This window comes from Bradyrhizobium niftali (assembly GCF_004571025.1).
Lineage (GTDB): Bacteria > Pseudomonadota > Alphaproteobacteria > Rhizobiales > Xanthobacteraceae > Bradyrhizobium > Bradyrhizobium niftali.
Map to the genome: position 1 here is coordinate 130,282 of NZ_SPQT01000002.1, position 22,337 is coordinate 152,618.

Here is a 22,337-nt window from a genome sequence, read left to right on the forward strand (position 1 = left end):
CAATTTCGGTCGATCTCTGTGGACCCCTGGGAGGGATAGATGCAAGCGATTTCGGACGTACAGGTGGCATCGGTCAACGCGGGCGCTCGCCTCGATCGGCTGCCGATTTGCGGCTTTCATTGGCGAATCCTTGCGCTGATCGGCGCGGGCATGTTTCTCGACGCCTTCGACATCTACCTCGCCGGCGGCGTTCTCGGCGCCGTGCTGAAGGAGGGTTGGTCGACACTTGAACTCAATGCGGCGTTCGTCACCGCAACCTTCATCGGCATGACCTTGGGAGCATGGTTCTCGGGCATTCTAGGCGATCGCTACGGTCGCCGCTTCTCCTATCAGGTCAATCTTGCCATTTTCGGTCTCGCCTCTCTGGCCGCGGCGCTTGCTCCGTCCATGCAGGCACTGATCGCCGCGCGCTTCGTCATCGGGATCGGGCTGGGCGCAGAGATCGTTGTCGGTTACGCAACGCTGACCGAGTTCGTCCCTGCATCGTCCCGCGGCCGATGGATCGGTATCCTGGCCGTGATCACCAACTTTTCCCTGTTCGTCTCGTCGATGATCGGCCTGTGGGTCATTCCGAGCCTCGGGTGGCGCTACATGTTCGGCCTCGTCGGCGTGCTGGCGATGATCGTTTGGTTCCTCCGGAAGTCGATGCCCGAGTCCCCTCGGTGGCTGGCTGCCAACGGCCGCGCCGACGAAGCCGAAGCGATCCTCGCCCGCATCGAAGCGGAGGCGGCGAAGAAGGGACCTCTGCCGCCAGTGTCGACTGCGCAGCGTGTGGAGAACGAGGGCGGTTCGGTCTGGCGTCTGTTCGCGCCGCCCTACCTCGGCCGGACCCTGCTCGGCAGTCTTCTGCACATCGTCGTCGGCTTCAGCCTGTACGGCTTCATCGGCTGGTTGCCGACGTTCATGGTCAAGGGCGGCCACAGCGTCGTGTCGTCGCTCGGCTACACGACCCTGATGTCGCTGGGCGGCCCGATCGGCTCCCTGATCGGTTTGGCTCTGGCGGATGCGATCGGCCGCAAGCCGTTGATCATCGGATCGTCGATCGCTGCGGCGGCCTTCGGTCTTGCGTACCCGTTCATGCCAGACGGCGCTCCGCTCGTCGCGGTCGGCTTCATGCTCGTCACCGCGATCTATGTGATGCTGGCGACCGGCTTTGCCATGCACGTGCCGGAGCTTTTTCCGACCCGCTACAGACTGCGCGGCACCGCTATCTGCGCGACTGCGGGTCGCGTAACGACCGCCATGGTCCAGTTCGCCGTCATCGCGATCTTCGCATGGAAGGGGCTCGTCGGGGTGCTGGTGACGCTCGCGGGCATTCTCCTCTTCCAGGCGGTGGTCTTCATGATCTTCGGCTTCGAGACCAAGGGACGCGCGCTCGAGGAAGTGTCAGGTGCGCCGACCGAAGCGGGAGCCACGGCCTCCGGCCGGAAGGTTGTTGGCATCGAGGTCTAGTCGAAACTTAGGGCGGATCGGACATGTCGGATCAAGATCAGGCGATCAGACCTTGGCAACGGGACATCTACTCGGTGTTCAAAGCTGCGAACATCCAGCACGTATCCTACGTTCCGGACGGCGGGCACCGCGGGCTCATCGATCTCTGCGCGGACGATCCGGAGATCGGAACCACAGTGCTCACAACCGAGGAAGAAGGCGTCGGCCTGGCGGCCGGGCTTTTCCTCGGTGGGCAGCGCAGCGTGCTGCTGATGCAGTCTTCCGGCGTCGGCAACTGCCTGAACCTCTTCACGCTCGCTGAAAACTGCCGCCTGCCACTCGTTCTGCTGGTGACGATGCGCGGGGAGTTCGCAGAGTTCGTGCCTTGGCAGATCCCGATGGGCAAGCGCGCCGGCGCCGCTCTGGAACTGATGGGCTTTGACGTCTTCCGTGCGGAGGACGCGAAGTCCGTCGGCGACATTTGTTCCGGCGCGATCGACCAGGCGTTCTACTCCAGCCGAAGCACGGCGGTGCTGCTCTCGCAGCGACTGATCGGTCGCAAGAACTGGTCGAAATGACGAAGATCCGGTCGGACCGGGAATTCAGGGGTTTCAAGATGATCGAACGTCGTCCAGCAGTCGCGGAATTGCTCAAGGATCGTGGGAATGCGCTTGTAGTCGCTGGCCTGGGCTCGCCGGTCTACGACGTGTTCGCTGCGGGCGATCACGATCTGAACTTCTACGACTGGGGCGCCATGGGCTCGGCCGCTATGGTGGGTCTGGGCCTCGCCCTGTCGCGTCCGGAACGGCCCGTCATCGTGTTTACTGGCGACGGCGAGATGCTGATGGGGCTCGGCGCGTTTTCTACCATCGCGCAGCACCGACCGGCCAATCTCTCGATCCTCGTCCTCGACAACGAACAATACGCCGAGACCGGGATGCAAAGGACTGCGACCGGCTTCGGCACTGACCTTGCGGCGGTCGCCCGTGCCTGCGGGATCCAGAACGCTTCGGTTCTCACCCGCCCGGAGGAGATCGCGGCGCTGCAACCCATGTTGCGCGCGAAGGCCGGCACGCTAGTCGGCGTCCTCAAGATCAAGCCGGGGGACCAGCCGCGCACGGTACCGGAGCGGGAAGGGACCCTCATCGCTTCGCGCTTCATGCGGAGCCTGGCTGCCGATCAGGCACGAGCCTGATGCTTTCCGGCGCCATGACGGTGCCCATCGCGACCTTTCAGAAGGAAGAGCGTCCGACGATTCGAAAACCTCATCGGTGGCAAGAAGATTGCGTCGGCGTCCGGCAAGTGGATGCCGAGCCTTGATCCCTATCACAACGAAAACTGGTGCGAGATTCCAGACAGCGGCCCGCAGGACGTCGATGCAGCCGTCGCCGCGGCGAAGACGGCATTCCGCATGCGGCTGACCTGAAGCGTGCACCTACGCTTCGCATTCACGTCGTGAATGTACGCAGAAGAACAATCCATTTCGAAAATGGCGATGGATGCGGTCAAATCCAGATCATCCATTCCGCCAATGAGCAAGGGAAGAAGCAATGACCAACATCCAGAAACTGAAGGACACAGTGAAGGTGTGCATGTTCGACCAGTACGGCACCGTCGTCGACATGCAGGGTGGCCTTGTCAAGATCGCGACGCCGTTCCTCGAGGGGAAGGGCTGGACGGGCAACCCGAACTCCTTCGTCACCTGGTGGCGCCGCACCCACTTCGAGAACTCGATGATCGACGCGCTGCTCCACCGCGAGCACACGCCCTATCGCGAGATCGGTCACCGCGCCGTCTCCCAGGTCATGGACCGGTCGGGCATCAAGTACACGAAGGACGAGGTGAAGTACCTGGTGGGCGAGATCGAGAAGCTCGAATGCTTTCCCGAGGTGCCGGCGGCGCTGGCGAAGCTGCAGACCAGGTACAAGCTGGTCGTGCTCTCCAACGGCGACCGCGACATGCTTGAGACGGCCAAGAAGTATCACAAGATCCCGTTCGACAACGTGATCTCCGTCGCCGAGGCGAACTCCTTCAAGCCGCACGTCGCGACCTACACGAAGGCCGCCGAGATCCTCGGCCTCAAGATGGATCAGATCCTCTTCGTCGCCAACCATGCGTTCGACGTCATCGGGGCGAAGTCGGCCGGCATGCGTACCGCGATGATCAATCGCCGCGATCGGCCGTTTGAAGAGACGCCGCACAAGCCCGACATCACCGCCCCCACGATGAAGGATCTGGCGGATGCGATCGTCTAGTACGGAAGCTCTCTCCGGCATCAAGGTCCTGGACCTGTGCCGCGTCGTCTCCGGCCCCTTCGCCACGATGCATCTCGGCGATCTCGGTGCGGACGTCGTGAAGATCGAAGATCCCCGTATCGGCGACGAGAGTCGCCGATACGGTCCTCCGTTCGTCAACGGGGAGAGTTCGTACTTTCTGTCGGTCAATCGCAACAAGCGCAGCTGCGCGATCGATCTGAAGTCGCCGGCGGGGCAGGACGCGGTGATCGCGCTCGCCAGGGCCGCTGACGTCGTGATCGACAACTTCAGGCCAGGGACCCTCGATAAATGGGGCCTGTCCTACGAAGCGATGAGCGCCCACAATCCCAAGCTCATCCAGTGCAGCATCTCCGGCTTCGGCCGGACCGGTCCGGACGCGAGCCGGCCCGGTTACGACCTGATCCTCCAGGGCGAGTCCGGCGTCATGGACATCACCGGAGATCCGGACGGGCCGCCCACGAAGGTCGGCACGTCCATCGCCGACCTCGTCACCGGGCTCTACGCATCGCAGGCGGTGCTCGCAGCGCTCATGAAGCGCGAGAGGAGCGGCGTCGGCGGACGGGTCGACGTCTCCATGCTGGACGCCATGGCCTCGCTGCTGACGTTCAACGCCGGCATGTACTTCGCGTCCGGAGAAAGCCCGAAGCGTCGCGGGAACGTTCACCCCACGATCAGTCCCTACGAAACCTTCGAGGCGATCGACGGCTGGTTCAACCTCGGCGTGGCCAATGACAAGTTCTGGTTGCTGTTCTGCGCCGTCATCGGTCGCAAGGACCTCGAAGCCGACCCCCGCTTCGACACGGCGCCCAAGCGGGCGGCGAACCGCGCCGCGCTCGGCGCGATTCTGCGTCCGATCTTCAAGTCCGAGCCGCGCGACCGTTGGCTCGAGATCTTCAGCGGAACCGGCATTCCGTGCGGCGCGATCAGGACGGTCGGCGAGGTCTGCGAAGCGCCTCAGCTCGTTCAGCGCGACATGGTCCAGACCGTGACACACAGGGTCGCCGGCGAAGTCAAGTTCGTGGCCCGGCCGCTGCGTTTCGACGACAAGCCCCCCGCGCCGTCCACGCCGCCGCCGACTCTCGGCGAGCACACCGTTGAGGTGTTCGAGCACTGGCTCGGTTGGACGCGGAAGGAGGTGTTAGATCTCGCCTCCATGGGGGCCTTCGGAGATGCCGCGCTGAAGCAGTCGGCCGAATAGGGAGCAGAACGGATGGACGAGGCGCAGGTTCGGGAACTGGTCGTGGCAGCCATGGGCGACGGCCGCCATGAATTCGGATCGTTCTTCCTGTCACGCTTCTTCGGGATGACGGTCTCCTATGAGGCCGATGCCTGCATCGTCTCTCTCGACGTGAAGCCCTACATGTTCAACCCGCAGGGCTCGCTCCACGGCGGCGTTCTGGCGACGGCCCTCGACATCTCGATGGGACATCTTCTTAAGCATCAGTTCGGCGCCGGCGCGACGCTCGAGATGAAGGTCCAGTATTTCGCCCCGGTCCGAACCAGCGTGGTGACCTGCCGCGCCAGTTTTCTGAAGAAGGGACGCAAGACCTTCTTCCTGCAGTCGTCCGCCCAGGATGGCGCCGGAGAAACGATCGCGCACGCGACATCCACCTGGAAGCAGTTGTGAACGACGTCGTCGCCAAGCTCCGGGAGTTGCTGGGCTCCGATTGCATCACCGATCCGGCGCTGGCGGACGGATATCTCTCGGACTGGCGCGGTCTGCTTCGCGGCAACGCAGCCTGCGTGCTGCGCCCCAGAACGACGAGCCTGCTCTCGCGCAGCGTTCGGATCTGTCAGGAGGCCGGCGTCAACGTCGTTCCTCAAGGCGGCAACACAGGGCTAGTGGGTGGCTCGACGCCGGACGAAACCGGTCTCCAGATTGTCGTCAGTACCGGCGCCATGAAGAAGATCCGGACCGTCGACCCGGTCGACATGTCCGTCGTCGCGGAAGCGGGCGCGACGATCGCCGAACTTCAGAGCGCGGCAGCGGAGGCGGACGCGCTGTTTCCCTTGTCCTTCGCCTCGGAAGGCACCGCCACGCTCGGTGGCGCGCTGGCGACGAACGCAGGCGGCATTTCTGCCGTACGGTACGGGAGCGCGAGAGATCTTCTGCTCGGAATGGAGGTCGTACTTCCCGACGGACGGATCTGGAACGGCCTGCGCACGCTCCGGAAGGACAACACCGGCTACGCCCTCAAGCACCTCTTCGCCGGTTCTGAGGGAACGCTCGGCATCATCGCGGCCGCGGCAATGAAGCTCGCTCCCCTGCCGGTCGGTCGCGAGGTCGCCTTCTGCGCGGTCGAGACCGAGGACCAGGTGCTGGATTTCTGGATGAAGCTGCGCGCGGCCGCGGATGGGAATGTGCGTGCCATCGAGTACCTCTCGGGCTCGTGCGTCGAGCTGGCGAAGCGCGAAGGGCTTCGTTCGCCCGTCGAGAAGGCGGACCACTACGTCCTTGTCGAACTGACTTCGAGCCGTCCGGAAGCCGGTCTGAAGGACATGCTGGAAGCGTTCCTCGCCGACAGGCTCGAGGACGGCACCATCGTCGATGCCGCGCTTGCCCAGAGCGGAGAACAACAGAAGCAGATCTGGCGCCTTCGTGAAGACCAGACCGAGGTCCAGAAGAAGGCGGGACGCGACTTCAAACACGACGTCGCTGTGCCGGTGGCAAATGTGCCCGAGCTTCTGCGCCGAAGCCGCGCCGACGTCGAAGCCGGCTTCCCTGATGTGACGGTCGTTCCGTTCGGTCATGTCGGAGACGGCAACATCCACCTGAACGTCGTCCTGCCCGCGGCGCTCGGCGCCGAACGAGCCGCGGAGCACGGCAGGCAGATCAGCCAGGCGATCTACGATATCGTGCTCTCCCTAGGCGGGACGTTTTCGGCCGAACACGGTATCGGTCGGGCTAAGGTAGGCCTGCTTGAAAGCAAAAGAGATCCGGTCGAGCTCGATCTTATGCGCCGGATCAAGTCGGCGCTCGACGAGGACGGCTCGTTCAATCCCGGCAAGATATTCCGATGATCGCAAAGCGAACCGGCAGAATGACCGCTGACGGTATCGGCTGGAAGTCGGCGAAAGCCCTAGAGGAGGCCGATTCGACTTGGTCTACGTCTAGTGCGTCGATTGATTCCGATACTTGCTGAAGCTGCCAACCCTCAGGGCCTTGCAAATTTTCCTGTGAACTCAAGACCGAAAAATTCCGGCGGGTATACCGTCGGCATTAAACCGTCAGCTTTGAGAATTTGTGCTTGGAAATCAACGCGAAAACGTCTTCCTAAATCATTGAGTGGGAGTAGGGCGATCGAGTGCTATTGCGCGGTTTGGTGTAGTTTTGGGCGGGTGACCCCTAGTTACTTTCAATCGGCGATAACGACAGTTGGGGGTTTAGACCTAACCCGCTGGAGGTCGGCACTCCACCGCGTTTTAGCTGACGGAGTACTGCGGCGAACTAGAGCGTGCAGGAGGGCCGGAGCTGCCCGGCCGAGGCCCTCTAATTTGGGAACGGCGGCTATTGGGCGCAGAGCGGTCGTGATCAACTTTCACAGCCGAACTGGATCTCTTGTCGGCTAGAGCTGAAGTTAATGCCTTAAGGGTTTCTCCGTGTTTGCAAGCTGACGGCGGGAGAAGCGCCCATCGCATCGGAGCGCACGGCAGAATTGTAGGCGCAGTTCTAATGCGCCATGAGGACGGACAGATCCGCATGCTCCATGATGTAGCTGGTCGCGCCGCCGAATATCATTTGCCTCAGCCTGTTGCGGGTGAAGGCTCCCTTTATCAACAGATCGCAGCCTTGTGCTCTGGCGGCGTCAAGGACCGCCTCACCAGTGTCGCGGCCTTCCAGTTCAATGCTCAATTGCTTGGCGGCAATGTCGTTGTACAGCAATTGTTGGACTATCTGAGCGGCGGATGGGCCTGGTACTTCTTGCCCGCCGATCACGGTCAGCACCGTTACCCTGTCCGCCAGACGAAGCAACGGCATAGCAAATGCATTTGCCCGAGCCTGCTCGGTACTGCCGTTCCAGTGGATCACGATGTTTGTCGCGATGGTGCTCGGCGGATCTAATGGTACCAGTAGGACGGGCCTGCCGCTCTCAAACAGTGCGGATTCAATGGCGCGCCGGTGAGGGCCGGCAGCATCAACGTCGGACCGCGGCATTACAATGACGTCGAAAGCACGCCCATAACTTCCAACAAAGTCTTCACCCTCAGGCGCGGTTTCCAACCAGCCGAAGCATGGTCGGCTCGAGCCTGCAGTGGCTGGAGGAATATCGTGCTTTAGCATGAACGCTTCGAACAAACGGTGCATTTCGACTAACTCTTCTTGGCTCTTCGCATGGTAAGAATCCAAAGGGATGCCGGTGGCTAATTCTGCGACTAAATATTGAGGGATACCGAGCCGGAGCGGAAAGCCTTCGATGTAGGCGCCGGTACGTTGCGCGAGACGTGCGGCGGCCTCGAGTGCGGATGTCATGAGCGCAATGTTTTGGATCGGGACCAAGATCGTCTTCATTCTTAACCCCCGTGTTTCAGGTGAACATTGACTTACAACGTCTAGTCGCCTTTGAAGGCTAACGGCTTGCGACCAAGGCCGATAGATCCCTCCGATCGCGGTGCAGATCTGTATCAAAATGCCGAGCGATTAGCCCTCCATGTTAGCACTGCCCGGCGTGCTGTTCGACATCAGGCATCGTAGATCACGGTCGTTCGTCCGATCGGTGCTTATCCTGGCAATGAGCTGTATTGCGAACCGGGCAGGCCGTTCTCATGTGGCAGCTCTTGGCGGGCGCAAACCGGCATTCGGCTGGCCCCGAACGTCTCACAGGGGCCACGAGCGGACTAGCTAACTCTAACCTGGCTAAGCGAATGCTCGCAAGAAACTCAGCATTTCACTCGTGGCGTCTGGTCCTCGCGGATCAGCGTCAGAGCCAGCGGGACCGCCTCGCGAGGATCAGGCACCGGATAGGACCGCGATTGCACGATCGAGTTGAGGATCACCTAGACCCACGGAGCCCGGGTCAGCTTGGATCTCGATTGTGGGTGCGACGCCAACGCCTTCTAGCCGCTCGCCGTCGAGCTGCACGTCCCCGACCGCGAGCAACAGCAAGCCGCCGTCGATGAGAAATGCCGTCGCAGCGAGGACAGCTCCCTCGGTCCGGCTACCGATGACCTCGCCAAGCCGATATTTCTTGAAGCCATAGGCAAGGATCTCCTTGCCGCTGCGGGTGCCACCGTTGACAAGCATGGCGACAGGCTTGCGCCACTTCACGTTCTCGAGTTCGCTTGCGCCATTGCGATCAGTGACCTGCATCGTCGGCGCTCGCGTGTTGAACAAATCGAGATACCCGGGGATCGCGCCGCCCCAGCCATCGCGCAAGTCCCAGATCAGCGCGTCGGCGCCGTTCAGGGGACTCTGCGATAGAAGATGCTCGAGCGTCCGCTGATACACGGAGCCAGCGTAGCACCAGACATGAACATAGCCGATGCTTCGACCTTTGGCCGGTATTATACGGGCACTGGCCTTTAGGCCGTCCAAGAACATTTTGTTGGGCTCAATTTCGACCGGAGTAACCGATATTTGCATAAGTGCGCCGGCACGACGCAGCCCCAATACAACTTCCTTGCCGACCTTGCCACGGAATGACTCTACCGGCTGAAACGGTGCACCATCGGCGAAGACGATCACATCGCCAGCGAGCAGGCCGGCTTGTTGGGCCGGCGTGCCTTCTATAACACCGGTGATCATGTTGCGACCCTGCATGTCGAGACGCGAGAGGACGCCAATGCCGGGATAGGAGATACGGCCACTCGGAAAAACACGTTCCAGTCCGCGCCGCCTTAACGCACCAGCAAAGATATCGGAAAGCTGGTAGTACTCTGGTTCGTATGGTGTGTAGTAGCGGGTGTGCGAAGCATGCAGCTCCGAGAGCATGCTATTAATGACGCCGGCCAGCGCTTCTTCGGAACTCGCCCGCGTGGCGTCCGGCAAGTAACGTTCCCGGACCGCCGACCAATCGAGCCCGTGTAGGTGCGGATCGTAGAACCGGTCTCGCACGGTCCGCCATACATTCTCGAACGTGGCGATGCGTGCAGGCACGGCCTGGGATGTGGCCGAATCCGCTGCTTCTTGCTGCTCGGCCCACAACACCGTTGGAGTTAGAGCTGATGCTGTGGCCATTGACGTGAGCCGCAAAAAGTGGCGGCGCGACTGTGCTGAGTTGATTACCTTCTTCATCGTGCAACCTTGCGATGGAGCTCGTCGCTGTCCCGATAATCGAACATTCTCAGAGCCAGAGGGATGTCTCAGACGGGCCGAAAGCGGCCATTGAACCGGATTTGAGGCCGCGCTCGTCAATCCGCGCTTTCGTTGGTCACGATCCAAGTAGTCCGGTGCACCGCTGCTGTTCTGAGCGTTACCTCAACGCGCGCTGAAGGTGAGGCCGGCGCGCTCCTTGAGACGCTCGCGCAACGCCGGCCCCATCAGCGCGCCCGGCGTCCAGATGCCGCCCTCGCCCTGCACGTCGTGCACGAGGCAGAGAGCGCTTTCGGCGATCATCTTGCTGGTCGAGCCGTAGCCCGGATCGCGGTCGCCCGTGACCACTGCCTCGACCCGTCCGCCATCCGGCAGTTCGCCCAGGAAGAGAATATCGTAGAAGCCCTTCTCGCGCTCTTCCCGAGTCGGGCCTGCACCGGCTTTGAGACCGCCGGTCCCGAGCAGGGAAAATATGGTGGCGAAGGTCTCCGTCGTCACGCGACCGATTTCCCCAAATCCCGGCGCGACCATCATCTCGTCGTAAACGAAGTCCCTGCCGTAGGGATGACCCAACAGGAAATTCGTGCGGTGCACATTCTTGGTGTTAATCGGCGCCATGGGGAACGGCACGAGCCACACGGTCGTATTCGGGGATAAGGCCCGACGGCTGAGACGGCCCGGTAAACCCCGGCGTCAACGCGAAGGGATCGGTCAGCAGCCGGATCAGGGCCGGGTCGCGCGCGGCGGCGGCCAACGTCGCCTGAGCGCTCGCCGCGGTGCCGCCAGACATGCCGCCTTTCACCTTGCGCAGGCGGGCTTTGACCCGCCGCGCCGGGCGTCTGAATTTCTCGCGCGCCTTCTCCTGCAAGATGAGCACGCCGAGATCGAAGGGGATGGAATCGAAGCCGCAGGAGAAAACGATGCGCGCGCCGGTCCGTTTCGCCTCTTCGTGATGGGCGTCGATCATGCGCCGCATCCAAGCCGGTTCGCCGCATAGATCGACATAGCCGGTGCCCGTGGCCGCGCAGGCCGCCACAAGCTCGGGGCCGTAAAGCTGATAAGGCCCGACCGTCGTGATAATTACGGCCGCACGCTCGCACATCGAACGTAGGCTGGCCGGCTCGCCGGCATCCGCCCTCACCAAAGGCAAATCGTCTGGTGCGCCGATGTCGGCACGCACCTTCTGGAGCTTGTCGGTCGAGCGTCCCGCGATCGCCCAGGACGGAGCATCGCCGCCGCGATAGGACGTCGCCAGGTATTCGGCGACGAGACGGCCGGTGTAACCCGTCGCGCCATAGACGATGAGGTCGAAGTCCCGCTTCACGACGTTGGTCCTCCTCGAGACCCGGGAGAGCGCTATCCCTTACTCGGACCGGTCTTCCGCCAGCTGGATCGCACCAGCTTGCCTGGCGCGCTCATTCGATCACCTCGTCGGCGCGGGCCGAGCAGGCGCCTAAGAGGTGGGGATGCCATGCCATTTTGCGCTGTCCCGGCGCCCGGCGAGGACACGAGGACGCGCAGCAAGTGCCATTCGAGGGGGCAGCCGCATTCATTGAACCGTCCCATCGCGTTTGACGGAAGATACCACAGTTCCTGTCTTGGGGCGCGCAACGTCCGGTTGGAGTCAATATGCCATTTTGACCGCGCGGGCGAGCCACTTCCGGTCTCCCCTCGACAAGCGGACAGTTTCCGGGCCGGTTGGCATGTCCTAAACGGGCCAACACCGGAAGAACTCAGGTGAGCAAGTCTCGTCCGAGCGCTCGGGAGCAGACATCGAGGCGGCCGAGGAGTCGATCGGTGTCGCAAAAGCGACGCAGCACTGACGGGTCGGATCGCGGGAGCCGAAGCCTCGTGTTGCCCCGGAAGCAGACTTGAAGGAGAAGGGGCGAACGCGACTCCGGCAGCAGCCGCAGGGTCCTCGTGATGCCGCCAGTCAAAATCGCACATGCGCAGCAAATGCAGCCGCACGCGGCGGTCTCAGATACGAAACCTGCTGATAGGGATCGGCTTCATTCGTCCTTCCATTTGATCGAGCAGCCAATAGACGCCTTTTGGTCAGCCGGCGCCAGACCGGTGGTCGCAATCGCGTGCATGGCCTCGACAAGCTCTCGGGGCGCCCCCGCGCGAGGCTGAGTTGTGCGCCCTTCGTCGAGCCGGCCGCGATACTTGAGCTTGCGGTCGGCATTGTAACCGAAGAAGTCCGGCGTACAGACCGCCCCATACGCCCGAGCGACTGTCTGGGTCTCGTCGTGGAGATATGGAAACGGGAAATCATGAGCCTTCGCGAAGCGCTTCATATTTTCAAACGAGTCTTCGGGATAGCTCGCCGCATCGTTCGAGCAAATCGCCGCAAAGCCTATGCTCTCCGACATCAGCACGCGGGCGTCCGAAACCATGCGGTCGATCACCGCTTTAACATAGGGACAATGGTTGCAGATGAAGACGACGACCGTGCCTTTTTTGCCCGCAACGTCGTCTAGTGCGTAAGTCTTGCCGTCGGTGGCCGGAAGCTGGAACACCGCCGCCGGCGTATCAAAAACGACTTGGGTAGCTGCTGTTGCCATATCGCACCTCCTTGTGCCCCAATATATGCTGACGACGGCCTGCTGGGGCACGGTTTCCAAAACCTGCTCGCCAGTCGCGTCGTTTTGGCCATACGTCAGCCATTTCCGGTCGACCCTTAACAACTGCCATTTGGACGAGCGCGGGAATTCGTCGGTGTCGGCCACGAACGGACGTTAGCACCTCCAATGCTCCGGCGCGTGGGGCGGCGACCATGATAAACTGCGGTCTAAAGCTTGTTCGTCCGGCGGCTCTGAATGATTGTCTCGACACTCACCGCCGGCCGCGCTCCTGCGATTTTTTTTCGCCGATCAGACAGGGCACCCGGGGCTCTTTCTCGGCGGCTGGGACGATCCTGCTCTCTGGCTTGAGGCCCGCAACTTCGAGAACAAGCTTGGTCCGGATCGCTTCCTGGAATTTTTCGCGATCTTTGATCGTCATGATGAAGGCGCCCGGCCCGCCGATCACGCAGTCCTCGTAATAGAGATCGAGATTCTCAATATCGGTCGTCGAGAGGGATGGCTCCTTCACCATGATCGGGAGGCCGTTGATAATAATGCCTTTCTCCAGGGCAGCGTCACGCGCGCCGGTTACGGGGGCTCCGTTGTTGTTCGGCCCATCGCCGGAAATGTCGATGACGCGCCGCAACCCGCGATACGGGCTCTCTTCGAACAGCTGCAGTGCGAAATTGATCGCACCGGAAATCGAGGTACTCGAACCTCGGCGAACCGGTGTTTTCATGATCTCGGCGGCCACTGCATCCGCCGATTCCGGGCCGTCGATCATGCGCCAGGGAACGATGATCTTCTCGTCGCCCGACATCGACCACTCGAAATAGGTCACGGCCACCTTGCTGCCCGGAACGGCCCTCAACGCCTGCAGGAAGTCTTTCGAAACGATGGCCTGTGCATAGCCCTCGCGCTGAATGGCAAGTTCGTCCATATCCATCGAATAGGAGACGTCGACGGCGATAGCGAGCTCGACATTGACGGGCTGTACACTGTGGTTGGTGTCGGCGAATCGAGAGTTCGGGGCCGGCGCGGCAATGCCAGCAACATCACCTCCGACCATCGCCCCCGCAACAAGCACCGCCCCGACCGAGACACACCAGCGCATGGCGGCCCTCCCGTCCTTTCACGAGCATGGTGACACCCAAAACGCGCATCGAAAAGCGGAAACATGCAATTGCCGTTCACGTTCGCAGCAATCGAGGCTTGCTCTGGACGATGAGCAGAAGCCCGGAGCTGCCTCGTGCTTCCAGAAAGAGTCGGGTCGCGCCAACCCCAAAGGCTTTGCCTGTCACGGATGAGACTTCCCAGGTTCCAGTTAGCAAGATGACTGAGCAGGATCTCAATGCCCTCGTTGCCTGGTTGCGCACCATTCCGCCGATCGAATAGAGGTGATCTTCCGTCGAATGCCGAACGTCGCAGATGGGGTCGACGCTGACGCAGGACAGGGAAGAGATTAGGAAAGAACGGCGAGCGTAGCTTTCTAAGTCCCCAAAGGGGGCGGCACTCAAGGCGGCGAACGCGAGCGTCATACACGAGGCCGGCAGGACACGCGACGTGCTGAATCGCGACCCCGGAATCGTGCGGCGCACTTTCGATAGAGAGTTAAGGGAATGCACGCGTTGTCCGCAAAATTACGGGACTCCCACCAAACTTAACCGTTCTGCTCAACGTTAATTCGTACCCGTTGTTGTTGATCGAGACGAAACTGGACACTCTTGTTGAGCATCGCATTGTTTGACTGTCGCGCCATGGTCTCGAAAGCAATGAAACGAATGAAGCGGCCAAGGTTGAAAATCTCCGAAACGAAGTGTTCGGCATGCGGCGGCACGGGGCATGAGCCAGTTGAGCAACTGGAGGGCGGTCGCAGAATTTACCCGCCCAAGTGCAAGGTCTGCGAAGGCAAGGGCCGGGTGAAAGAGACCGCCAACTGAGGCGGGCGAACTCGACGAAGCGGTCTACGCCAACACCTCGCTGCGGCGACCCATACCGCGCATTGCTGAAATTCGGAGGTTCCGCTACTCCGCATTTTTTGGGAATGTTCCAATGGGCAAAGTGAGTATTGCGTTGGTGGTTGGCGGCATGGCTCTTGTTCTCGGTGGGCCTGATAGTTGCCCTTTCCCAGAAAGAGGGAGCCGCCCAAGGAATCGTTTGAAGAAGCCGGCTACGGCTCGAGCGGTGTCTTCGTGAGTTAGGCGATCTGGACAAAGCTCAGAGCCGTTGGAGCGTTAGCCGGTTTTACGAAGGTGAATAGTTTGTGTTGACGGGGCAGGCTAAAATGAACAGCGACGAACTTCAGATCAATTTCCAGGCGCCAGCGAATCTTCGTAAGTGGCCCTCGCGCGGCGGATTCAGGCCCATATGCCGTCGTTGATGGCACGCTAGATGACTGCATGCGAGAATTCATGGCGAAGCCCTTATCAGCGCGCCTTCTATACGAAATCCACTGCACGCCACAGCCGCCTCTAGTAACCGAAGTGTTATCTCACGAGCATGTCGTTGAGTTGGCGCGGCTGCGCGAGCTCCTGTGATCGTTTCGTTTTCTCGACGGTCGTCATTACGGAAAAGCTATGTTAAAAGCCGCTCCTCTCGAAAGGAGCAATGATTGTGAAGAAGGCAGCCAAGAAAGCCGTGAAGCGGCGCGAATGGACGAAGACAGACATCAAAGAACTCAAAGTCCACTCAAAAGCACGCACGCCGGTTACCAAGATATCCAAATTGACGAAGCGCAGTATTGGTGCACTCCGCCAAAAGGCACTAGTCCTTGGAATTGGACTCGGACATCAGCGGTAGCCCATCGCGTGATATCGATAAACCGGGCAGAGTAGGGCGGCCCGAAAGCCGCCCCCTGAGCAGCTAAAGCATCCTTCGCCTTTCTGACTACCGGAACGACAGTTGCGGGCAAGTCGGTCCGCAGCCGCGCAACTTCCGCCTACACGCGCGCGAGTCCAGTGGGATCGGCACCCTTTGCATCGATGCGGATATTCTGGGCACGTTGGTGTCTCCACCGTCGCCGTTTAGCATCGACCGGCCATAACTGCTCGGGTCAGACGAGTGGGGCCGCTGGATGTCTCATGCGGTTCAAGATGCGACCTCACGCGGAGGGCAGCTCTTGGCCGCGAAGCGGACCTGAATGTCGATAGACGGATTGTCCGGTGAGCGGTGCGAGCGATTACCCGACAGCTCGAAACAGGGGTTTCCTGATCATTGACGGTATCGGAAGTAAAGTGGTGCGAGTGTGAGTGGCGGCCCTGCGGCTAGGCACGCGCGTCCGGTTAATCGATTGACTCCGATACTTGCCGAAGTAACCATTCCTCCGAGCGATATGAATTTTCCTGTGGATTCAAGACCGAAAAGTTAGGGCGGCTATCCCGTCGGCATTTGATCGCCAGCCTTGAAACTTTGTGCTTGCAAATCAATGAGGTAATCTCGTCCTAAATGATTGAGTGGGAGTAGGGCTAGCGGCGGCCTTCGCGTAGTTTGGCGTATTTCGGGGCGCGTTCTCGTTCTCTTTTATTCGACGTCGAGGTGGTCGGCCGGAGTTGCATGCTTGGATTTAATCCGGCCGAAGCCGATATCCCAGTGTTCTTACGCGGACGGCGTACTGCTGCGTATTTTAACGCGCAGAAAGGCAGGGCGTCTTCATCGCGAACTCGATCTCCTCACGGACATCGCGCTAGCTTTGGACAAGGCGTAGCCCCATTCGTTGCGTCCAGGTGCCTCAGACGCGAAACCTAGCCTGTCAGACTGGTCTTTTTGCTCATCGACCAGGGGTTTCCTCGGATATGTCGAGGACGACGTTTCCTACGACATCTCCGCGCTCTATCGTGTCGTGGGCTTCGTCGATCGCTTCGAGTGGCAAGTGGCGCGCTATGGCGTGGACCAACCGGCCTTCGCTCAGGATCTTGGTCAATTCGGCGATGCCGGCCAGTCGATCCGCGTCAGAAATATCATAGATCAGGAACAGGCGCAGCGTGATCGAGTTCTGCATCAGCCAGAGGCTGGGCAGAGCCGACTCGTTGGCCGACATGCCATACACCACGACCGTGCCGTGAGGACGAAGCAGTAGGGGATACAGCTTCGCGTTCGACGTCAGGTCGAGCTCAATGATTGTGTCGACGCCGCGCCCCTGGGTGATGTCTCTGACGCGCGCGCCGACATCCTCGGTCCTGTAGTTGACGACGTGATCCGCCCCGCCGCGCCTTGCATGCTCCGCCTTGGCGTCCCCGCTGACCGTTGTGATGACCGTGGCGCCGCGCAGCTTGGCCAACTGGATAGCATAGTGGGCGACCGATCCCGCGCCGCCGGCAACCAGCACGGTCGCGTGTTGATCGATGTTGGCAAGGCGAACGGCCTGGACCGCGGTCAGGGCAGGGATGCCGAGGCAGGCACCCTCGTCGTAGCCGACATTGGCCGGCAGCGGCACCGCCTGCGCGCTCGGCAGCACGATGTATTCGGCCGCGGTGCCGTGCGGACGCTTCCATTGGCCGTTCCAGACCCATACGCGTTCGCCGACGCGATCGGCAACGCCGGGACCGACGGCGTCGATATCCCCGGCGCCGTCGCTATGCGGAATCACCAGCGGCGCGGCGAGCCCGCGGCCAAATCCGCCACGGCGAACCTTCCAGTCGGAAGGGTTAACGCCTGAGATCCGCAGCTTGACGCGGACTTCTCCCGGTCCCGGTGCTGGGGTCGGCTGTTCGCCGATCTGCAGGACCTCATGCGCCGGACCCTGCCGTGTATAGAATGCTGCGCGCATCGCTAGTACCTTTCAGTTGGATCATTCAAAGGCGAAAGCACGCCTCATTGCGCCGTCGCGCCGCCGTCGACTTTGAGGCTGGTGCCGGTGACGAGCCGGGCGGCGGGTGAGGCGAGGTAGACGACCGCTTCGGCGACGTCTTGCGGCTCGGCGACCCGCTTCAGCGGAATGGTGTCCATCGCAAACTGCCGATACGACGCATCTTGCAGGAATGGCGCAGTCATCGATGTCTCCACAATGGTCGGGGCGACGGCATTGACCCGGATGTCATGTGCGGCGAGCTCGATGGCCATCGCCTTGGTCAAGCCTTCGATGGCATGTTTGGTCATGCAATAGACGCTGCGTTTGGCGGCTCCGACGTGACCCATCTGAGACGAGATGTGGATGATCGCGCCACCGCGTCGCCGTGCAATCATGGACCTGGCGACCGCCTGCGAAGTCTTGAACGCCGAGCGGACGTTGAACATGAGGAGTAGGTCGAGTGTCGCATCGTCGACTTCGTCGATGGCCTGAAGCCGATTGGTACCGGCATTGTTGACGAGTACGTCGATGTTGGAGTTCGACTCCAGCTCGCGCCAGAACGCCTGCTCGGTGACATCGGCCTGTCGGGTCTCGAGCCGGGGGCCTGCTTCCTCCTTGAGATCGTCGAGGTCGCGCCGGGTCCGGGCAACGGCCACGACGCGGGCGCCGGCCTGCGCGCTGGACAGCGCGCAGGCGCGGCCGATGCCGCGGCCGGCGCCGGTTACCAGCACAGTCAGGCCATTGAGTGGTGATGCACGGTCCATCAGAGGTCTCCTTGATTCATTCGGGGGAGTGCGCAGGCGTCTGTTGCTTGCCGCACCGCGCTAGAACGCCACGCGCGCCGCACCTTTGAGCGCGAGCATGTCCCTGGCTTCGTCGGCGCTTGCGACCTCCAGTCCGAGGCCCTCGATGATCTTGCGGGCGAGGGTGACCTGCTCGGCATTGGATCGCGCCAGGCGGCCTTTGCCGGACCAAAGCGAATCCTCAAGCCCTACGCGGACGTGACCGCCCATGGCGGCGGCCATTGCCGCAATTCGCATTTGTGCGGATCCTGCACCCAGCACCGACCAACGATACTGAGCGCCAAACAGCCGGTCGGCTGTCCGCTTCATGTGCATCACGTCTTCGGGGTGGGTGCCGATGCCGCCGAGAATGCCGAACACCGACTGCACGAACAGCGGCGGACGCACCAGCCCTCGGTCAAGAAAATGCGCGAGATTGTAGAGATGCCCGATGTCGTAGCACTCGAACTCGAACCTTGTGTCGCTGCCGTAGCAAGTCTCTAGGATGTATTCGATGTCCTTGAACGAATTGCGGAACACGAGATCGCGCGTTGCCTCCAGATGCTGGCGTTCCCACTCGAATTTGAAGTCGCTGTAACGGTCGAGCAGCTTGAACAGCCCGAAATTGACCGAGCCCATGTTGAGCGAGGCGACTTCCGGCTTGAAGCGGGCCGCGGGTTGGACCCGCTCCTCGACCTTCATGTAGGGGCTGCCGCCGGTGGTGAGGTTGATCACAGCTCCGCAGCGCTGCTTGAGGCGAGGCAGGAACCTGGCAAAGGCTTCCGGGTTCTGATCGGGCTTTCCGGTTTCGGGATCGCGCGCATGCAGATGCAGGATGGCGGCTCCCGCCTCGCTGGCGGCGACCGCCTCGTCGATGATCTGATCCGGCGTGATCGGCAAATGGGGCGACATGGAAGGGGTGTGGATCGCCCCTGTGATGGCGCAGGTGATGATGACTTTCGACGTCATGGCGCGGTGTTCGCTTTGGCTGGCACGATCGGCACGAGCAGGTGTGAAGGGCAGGCGGGCCCGGCGTGTAAAGTCACCTTGCCGCCGAAGATGGACGCCGGCCGATCGCGGGGATCGTCGTGCAGGAAGGGGCCGCAGCCGCGCATCTCGTTGCGGATATTGGAAAGGCGGGCCGACGGGCCGGAATACTCGTAGTCCTTGCCGCGCACGGTGAGCGCCAGCCGGTAACCCGCCGGCACGACGATCGAGGTCGGCCAGATCTCGATGTCGAGTTCGTAGATGCGGCCGGGTTGCAGAGGCTCGATCTCGTCATGCGGATGATACGGCCGATAGACCGTCGATTGCCGCGGATCGAGCTTGCGATGCGAGGCGCGCAGCCAGCCTTGCGCGATCGGCGTGTGCGGATCGAGCGCGCCCTGGAATACCACCTCTTTCATGTCGGGCGAGAACAGCCGGAGGACCAGGAACAGGTCGGCGTCGGTGGTCTCAGAAGAGACGAACAACTTTGCCGCAAGCGGTCCGGTGATCTCCAACTCGCGATCCTGCGCCGGGAGCAGGAATGTGGCGCCGTCGCCCAGTCCGGCGTAGCTGTGGCTTGCCTGCAGCTCGGGTTGATAAGGGAGCAGGACCAGGTTGCTGCAATGGAGGAACAGCTTGCGCCACTCGGTGCGCGCGATCGGCCATTGCTGTTCGCTGCGCGGCTCGAAGCGATCGACGTGGCGCAGCCAGAGCTTGACCGGCGGCTCCTTGTCCCATCCGTTGGCTTCGCGCTTGAGGAAATGGTCGAAGAAGCGCTTTTGAACGTCCACGCCGTAGTTCGTGTAGAACTCGGTCCAGTGCTCGCGGCCGTGGACTTCCAGCCATTTGTGTTTGGACGCAGCGCGGAGGAATCCCTCGATATTGCCGCGCAGGTGCAACCCGTTGCCGCCCCAATTGGCTGCGGACAGCAAGGGCACATCGATCTGGTCCCACCGCGCGGACCGCTCCTGGTAAAACGGATCCCAGAGCGGACGGGAATAGACGTCTTCACCGAGATCGCTACAGCGTGCCGCGAGTTCATCGGCGTCCAGCGTCTCCGGACCGCAGACCAGATCGCCGGTGAGGACGCTGCGAGGACCGCGGCGACCGAGGCCATGCTGGACCGACGTGACCTGCTGGCGGTACCAGTTGGCGAGGAACGTGCAATAGATGCCGCCGTGATGGCTGACGTCGCGATAGAAATCGGCCGCACCTTCCCAGACGCAGATCGCCGCGAGGTGAGGCGGGCGCAGCGACGCCACCTGCCATTGGTTCATGCCGTAGTAGGAAATGCCGTTGAGGCCGACCTTGCCGTTCGACCAGGGCTGGGCCGCGGCCCACTCGATGCAGGCGTAGAAGTCGCGGCTCTCGCGCCCTGACCAGGGCTCGATGTGACCGGGCGACCGCCCGGCACCGCGTCCGTCGACCCTCACGCAGGCGTAGCCATCCGGCACCCAGCGTTCGGGATCGACGACTTCCCAGTTTTGATAGAGGCCGCTCGATCCATGCGTGACCTCCGGGAATTGCTCGACCATCTGCTGCCACGCCGAGGGATAGCCCTGCTGAAACGACAAGCCCTTGGCGTAAGGCCCGTAGCTCATGATGACCGGGCAGGCGGCGCTGCCCGGCGGGCGAAACACGTCTGCCCGCAGCACGACCCCGTCATCCATCGCGATCGGCACGTCCCATTCGACGATCATGCCGTCTCGCCGCTCGACCCGGTGAGGATCGGCTGCAACGGGCTGCTCCATCAGCGACATCTCTTCACTCCCTCGCATTCGATTGTCCTTTCCGGTCTATTGCGGCAGCGCGTCGTCCCTGGTCTCGCGGCCGATGGTGACCGCGAGCAGGCTGAGCAGCGCAAAGCAGGTCATCACGCCGGCCGCCTTGCTGAAATTTCCGCCGAACGGCGCGACCAGCAGGCCCGCGACAAGCGGTCCGAAGCTCGTAATGATGCGTCCGGTCCCGTTGCAGAACGACAATGCAGTGGCTCGAACGTGCGTCGGGAAGAGCTCCGGCACGTAGATGGCGTGGCCGGAGAACACGCCCCAGACGAAGTAGCCGAACAGCGGCAGCAGGTAGGGATAGAGGGCGTGGTGGTCGACACCGAAGTAGAGGTAGAGGCCGACGGCCAGCGTTCCGAGGTTGTAGAAGGCGATGGTGGCGCGGCGGCCGATCCGGTCGGCAATAAAGCCGAATGTCGCGTAACCGAGGATGCCCCCGATGCTCCAGAGCTGCATATTATGGCTGACGATCGCGATCGCCTCGGCGCCGTTGATCGCGTCCTTCTCCAGCATCAGGCTCTGGATCGTGGGCAGCCAGATCAGGCTCGTCCAGATCGACAGTAGCGTGCCGAGGCAAAACATCAGTCCGATGATGGTGTTGAAGATCAGCTTGCGTCCAAAGAGCTGCATCGGAACGAACCGAAGAAATTCGCGATCCGCATCCGACACGCCGGCTCCGGCGAGCCTGGCGCGCGAGCGCCGCGCCTGCACCGCGGCAAACGACTCCGGTTCGGCCACGCCGCGGCGGAGCAGGAACAGCAGCAGTGCTGGTGCGATGCCCGCTGCGAACACGTAGCGCCAGCCGAGAGGCGCGAGCAGGCCGTACACGGATGCCCCGAGCAGGCTGCCGAACGCGCCGCCGGTCATCATGATCCCGGTGACCTTGGCGCGGTGAGGCCCGGACAGCGCCTCCGCGAGCAGGGGGATTCCGACGATAATCTCGGCGCCTGCGCCGACGCCGGCGAGAAAGCGGTAGATACCGAGCTGTAGCGGTGTCTGTGCGAACCCTTGCAGGCCGGTGAACACGCTGAAGATCAGGATGCTGATGGCCAATGTCCGCAGCCGGCCGGCATAGTCAGCCACGATCCCGAACACGAAGCCGCCAAGGGCCCAACCCAACAGGCCGACCATGCTGAGCAGACCGCCGATTCGGCCAAGCTCGGCAAGGTTCGCTTGGTTGCCGAGCAGCTCAGAGAGCGCCGGGCGCAACACGAAGGAGAACAGCCCGAAATCGGTGGAATCGAGAATCCAGCCCAGCCACACCACCGCAAAGACGCGCCATTGATACGGGGTGATGTCGCGGACCCAGTCCAGCGGGCGCGCATCTACCGTGGTCGTCTCAGCTGCCGAAGGCTGCTTCATGGCCGGTCTCCCTGTCGGACGAATTTCTTGACGTCGTCTCGAGCGAGGGGATACCGGTCCGCAGCTTGCCGCAGGAAATACTATCTCGGCATGACGGTCATAACGCGATGCTGAC

18 protein-coding genes and 1 pseudogene are annotated in these 22,337 nt (G+C 61.9%); 9 read left to right on the top strand and 10 right to left on the bottom strand.

The annotated features are described in order from the left end of the window. The first annotated feature begins 39 nt into the window (after nucleotides 1-39). The 8 genes from E4K65_RS05670 to E4K65_RS05705 all read left to right on the top strand — a co-directional run bounded on the left by E4K65_RS05670 (nucleotide 40) and on the right by E4K65_RS05705 (nucleotide 6,728). A complete protein-coding gene (locus E4K65_RS05670; RefSeq protein ID WP_135173324.1) occupies nucleotides 40-1,452 on the top strand; it encodes an MFS transporter in 1,413 nt (470 codons plus the stop codon). A 23-nt stretch (nucleotides 1,453-1,475) separates the two neighbouring features. Beyond that, entirely contained in the window at nucleotides 1,476-2,009 is a 534-nt protein-coding gene (locus E4K65_RS05675; RefSeq protein WP_135173325.1) for a thiamine pyrophosphate-binding protein, read from the top strand. Then, entirely contained in the window at nucleotides 2,006-2,626 is a 621-nt protein-coding gene (locus E4K65_RS05680) for a thiamine pyrophosphate-dependent enzyme (RefSeq protein WP_235885503.1), read from the top strand. The genes E4K65_RS05675 and E4K65_RS05680 overlap by 4 nt, the downstream gene beginning before the upstream one ends. 87 nt (nucleotides 2,627-2,713) lie before the next feature. Next, nucleotides 2,714-2,857, top strand: a complete 144-nt coding sequence (locus E4K65_RS05685; RefSeq protein WP_283813814.1) for an aldehyde dehydrogenase family protein — start codon at nucleotides 2,714-2,716, stop codon at nucleotides 2,855-2,857. A gap of 124 nt (nucleotides 2,858-2,981) precedes the next feature. After that, a complete protein-coding gene (locus tag E4K65_RS05690; protein WP_135173327.1) occupies nucleotides 2,982-3,686 on the top strand; it encodes a haloacid dehalogenase type II in 705 nt (234 codons plus the stop codon). Further along, the gene (locus tag E4K65_RS05695; RefSeq protein WP_135173328.1) at nucleotides 3,673-4,905 is read left to right on the top strand and encodes a CaiB/BaiF CoA transferase family protein; all 1,233 of its coding nucleotides are present in this window, start codon (nucleotides 3,673-3,675) and stop codon (nucleotides 4,903-4,905) included. The genes E4K65_RS05690 and E4K65_RS05695 overlap by 14 nt, the downstream gene beginning before the upstream one ends. A 12-nt stretch (nucleotides 4,906-4,917) precedes the next feature. Continuing rightward, on the top strand, nucleotides 4,918-5,334 hold the full coding sequence (locus E4K65_RS05700; RefSeq protein WP_135173329.1) for a PaaI family thioesterase: 417 nt from the start codon (nucleotides 4,918-4,920) through the stop codon (nucleotides 5,332-5,334). Beyond that, nucleotides 5,331-6,728 carry an FAD-binding oxidoreductase gene (locus E4K65_RS05705; protein ID WP_135173330.1) on the top strand — a complete coding sequence of 466 codons (1,398 nt, stop codon included), beginning with the start codon at nucleotides 5,331-5,333 and terminating at the stop codon, nucleotides 6,726-6,728. The genes E4K65_RS05700 and E4K65_RS05705 overlap by 4 nt, the downstream gene beginning before the upstream one ends. Before the next feature lie 649 nt (nucleotides 6,729-7,377). Here the strand turns inward: E4K65_RS05705 and E4K65_RS05710 are convergent. The 5 genes and pseudogenes from E4K65_RS05710 to E4K65_RS05730 form a co-directional block, all read right to left on the bottom strand. Further along, entirely contained in the window at nucleotides 7,378-8,217 is an 840-nt protein-coding gene (locus tag E4K65_RS05710) for a universal stress protein (protein ID WP_135173331.1), read from the bottom strand. A 438-nt stretch (nucleotides 8,218-8,655) separates the two neighbouring features. After that, a complete protein-coding gene (locus tag E4K65_RS05715) occupies nucleotides 8,656-9,939 on the bottom strand; it encodes a S41 family peptidase (RefSeq protein ID WP_135173332.1) in 1,284 nt (427 codons plus the stop codon). A gap of 183 nt (nucleotides 9,940-10,122) precedes the next feature. Then, a pseudogene (locus tag E4K65_RS05720) lies at nucleotides 10,123-11,281 on the bottom strand (saccharopine dehydrogenase family protein). Between the two features lie 685 nt (nucleotides 11,282-11,966). Further along, nucleotides 11,967-12,521 carry a thioredoxin family protein gene (locus E4K65_RS05725; protein WP_135173772.1) on the bottom strand — a complete coding sequence of 185 codons (555 nt, stop codon included), beginning with the start codon at nucleotides 12,519-12,521 and terminating at the stop codon, nucleotides 11,967-11,969. A gap of 271 nt (nucleotides 12,522-12,792) precedes the next feature. Beyond that, a complete protein-coding gene (locus E4K65_RS05730) occupies nucleotides 12,793-13,635 on the bottom strand; it encodes a DUF1194 domain-containing protein (protein WP_135173333.1) in 843 nt (280 codons plus the stop codon). Between the two features lie 613 nt (nucleotides 13,636-14,248). Between E4K65_RS05730 and E4K65_RS05735 the strand changes: the two genes are divergently transcribed. Continuing rightward, nucleotides 14,249-14,461 (top strand): hypothetical protein, encoded by a 213-nt coding sequence (locus E4K65_RS05735; RefSeq protein WP_135173334.1) that lies wholly within the window; start codon nucleotides 14,249-14,251, stop codon nucleotides 14,459-14,461. A gap of 1,826 nt (nucleotides 14,462-16,287) precedes the next feature. Here the strand turns inward: E4K65_RS05735 and E4K65_RS05750 are convergent. From E4K65_RS05750 to E4K65_RS05770, 5 genes are read right to left on the bottom strand one after another with little or no spacing between them, the layout of a single operon-like run. Continuing rightward, nucleotides 16,288-17,286 carry an NADPH:quinone reductase gene (locus E4K65_RS05750; RefSeq protein WP_135173336.1) on the bottom strand — a complete coding sequence of 333 codons (999 nt, stop codon included), beginning with the start codon at nucleotides 17,284-17,286 and terminating at the stop codon, nucleotides 16,288-16,290. A gap of 44 nt (nucleotides 17,287-17,330) precedes the next feature. Continuing rightward, nucleotides 17,331-18,071: an SDR family NAD(P)-dependent oxidoreductase gene (locus tag E4K65_RS05755; protein WP_135173337.1), complete on the bottom strand. Its 741-nt coding sequence runs from the start codon at nucleotides 18,069-18,071 to the stop codon at nucleotides 17,331-17,333. Nucleotides 18,072-18,131: 60 nt separating this feature from the next. Further along, nucleotides 18,132-19,058 carry a 3,5-dioxohexanoate:acetyl-CoA acetone transferase gene (kce, locus tag E4K65_RS05760; RefSeq protein ID WP_135173338.1) on the bottom strand — a complete coding sequence of 309 codons (927 nt, stop codon included), beginning with the start codon at nucleotides 19,056-19,058 and terminating at the stop codon, nucleotides 18,132-18,134. Next, nucleotides 19,055-20,854 (bottom strand): CocE/NonD family hydrolase, encoded by a 1,800-nt coding sequence (locus E4K65_RS05765; RefSeq protein WP_235885504.1) that lies wholly within the window; start codon nucleotides 20,852-20,854, stop codon nucleotides 19,055-19,057. The genes kce and E4K65_RS05765 overlap by 4 nt, the downstream gene beginning before the upstream one ends. 18 nt (nucleotides 20,855-20,872) lie before the next feature. Continuing rightward, nucleotides 20,873-22,222 carry an MFS transporter gene (locus E4K65_RS05770; protein WP_135173339.1) on the bottom strand — a complete coding sequence of 450 codons (1,350 nt, stop codon included), beginning with the start codon at nucleotides 22,220-22,222 and terminating at the stop codon, nucleotides 20,873-20,875. Nucleotides 22,223-22,337 lie beyond the last annotated feature (115 nt).

What these genes read in the sequence shown, in the direction of transcription:
- E4K65_RS05710 (WP_135173331.1), bottom strand. Translation starts at nt 8,217, where the DNA reads ATGAAGACGATCTTGGTCCCGATCCAAAACATTGCGCTCATGACATCC.
- E4K65_RS05755 (WP_135173337.1), bottom strand. Translation starts at nt 18,071, where the DNA reads ATGGACCGTGCATCACCACTCAATGGCCTGACTGTGCTGGTAACCGGC.
- E4K65_RS05700 (WP_135173329.1), top strand. Translation starts at nt 4,918, where the DNA reads ATGGACGAGGCGCAGGTTCGGGAACTGGTCGTGGCAGCCATGGGCGAC.
- E4K65_RS05715 (WP_135173332.1), bottom strand. Translation starts at nt 9,939, where the DNA reads ATGAAGAAGGTAATCAACTCAGCACAGTCGCGCCGCCACTTTTTGCGG.
- E4K65_RS05770 (WP_135173339.1), bottom strand. Translation starts at nt 22,222, where the DNA reads ATGAAGCAGCCTTCGGCAGCTGAGACGACCACGGTAGATGCGCGCCCG.
- kce (WP_135173338.1), bottom strand. Translation starts at nt 19,058, where the DNA reads ATGACGTCGAAAGTCATCATCACCTGCGCCATCACAGGGGCGATCCAC.
- E4K65_RS05765 (WP_235885504.1), bottom strand. Translation starts at nt 20,854, where the DNA reads ATGCGAGGGAGTGAAGAGATGTCGCTGATGGAGCAGCCCGTTGCAGCC.
- E4K65_RS05690 (WP_135173327.1), top strand. Translation starts at nt 2,982, where the DNA reads ATGACCAACATCCAGAAACTGAAGGACACAGTGAAGGTGTGCATGTTC.
- E4K65_RS05695 (WP_135173328.1), top strand. Translation starts at nt 3,673, where the DNA reads ATGCGATCGTCTAGTACGGAAGCTCTCTCCGGCATCAAGGTCCTGGAC.
- E4K65_RS05730 (WP_135173333.1), bottom strand. Translation starts at nt 13,635, where the DNA reads ATGCGCTGGTGTGTCTCGGTCGGGGCGGTGCTTGTTGCGGGGGCGATG.
- E4K65_RS05675 (WP_135173325.1), top strand. Translation starts at nt 1,476, where the DNA reads ATGTCGGATCAAGATCAGGCGATCAGACCTTGGCAACGGGACATCTAC.
- E4K65_RS05725 (WP_135173772.1), bottom strand. Translation starts at nt 12,521, where the DNA reads ATGGCAACAGCAGCTACCCAAGTCGTTTTTGATACGCCGGCGGCGGTG.
- E4K65_RS05670 (WP_135173324.1), top strand. Translation starts at nt 40, where the DNA reads ATGCAAGCGATTTCGGACGTACAGGTGGCATCGGTCAACGCGGGCGCT.
- E4K65_RS05680 (WP_235885503.1), top strand. Translation starts at nt 2,006, where the DNA reads ATGACGAAGATCCGGTCGGACCGGGAATTCAGGGGTTTCAAGATGATC.
- E4K65_RS05750 (WP_135173336.1), bottom strand. Translation starts at nt 17,286, where the DNA reads ATGCGCGCAGCATTCTATACACGGCAGGGTCCGGCGCATGAGGTCCTG.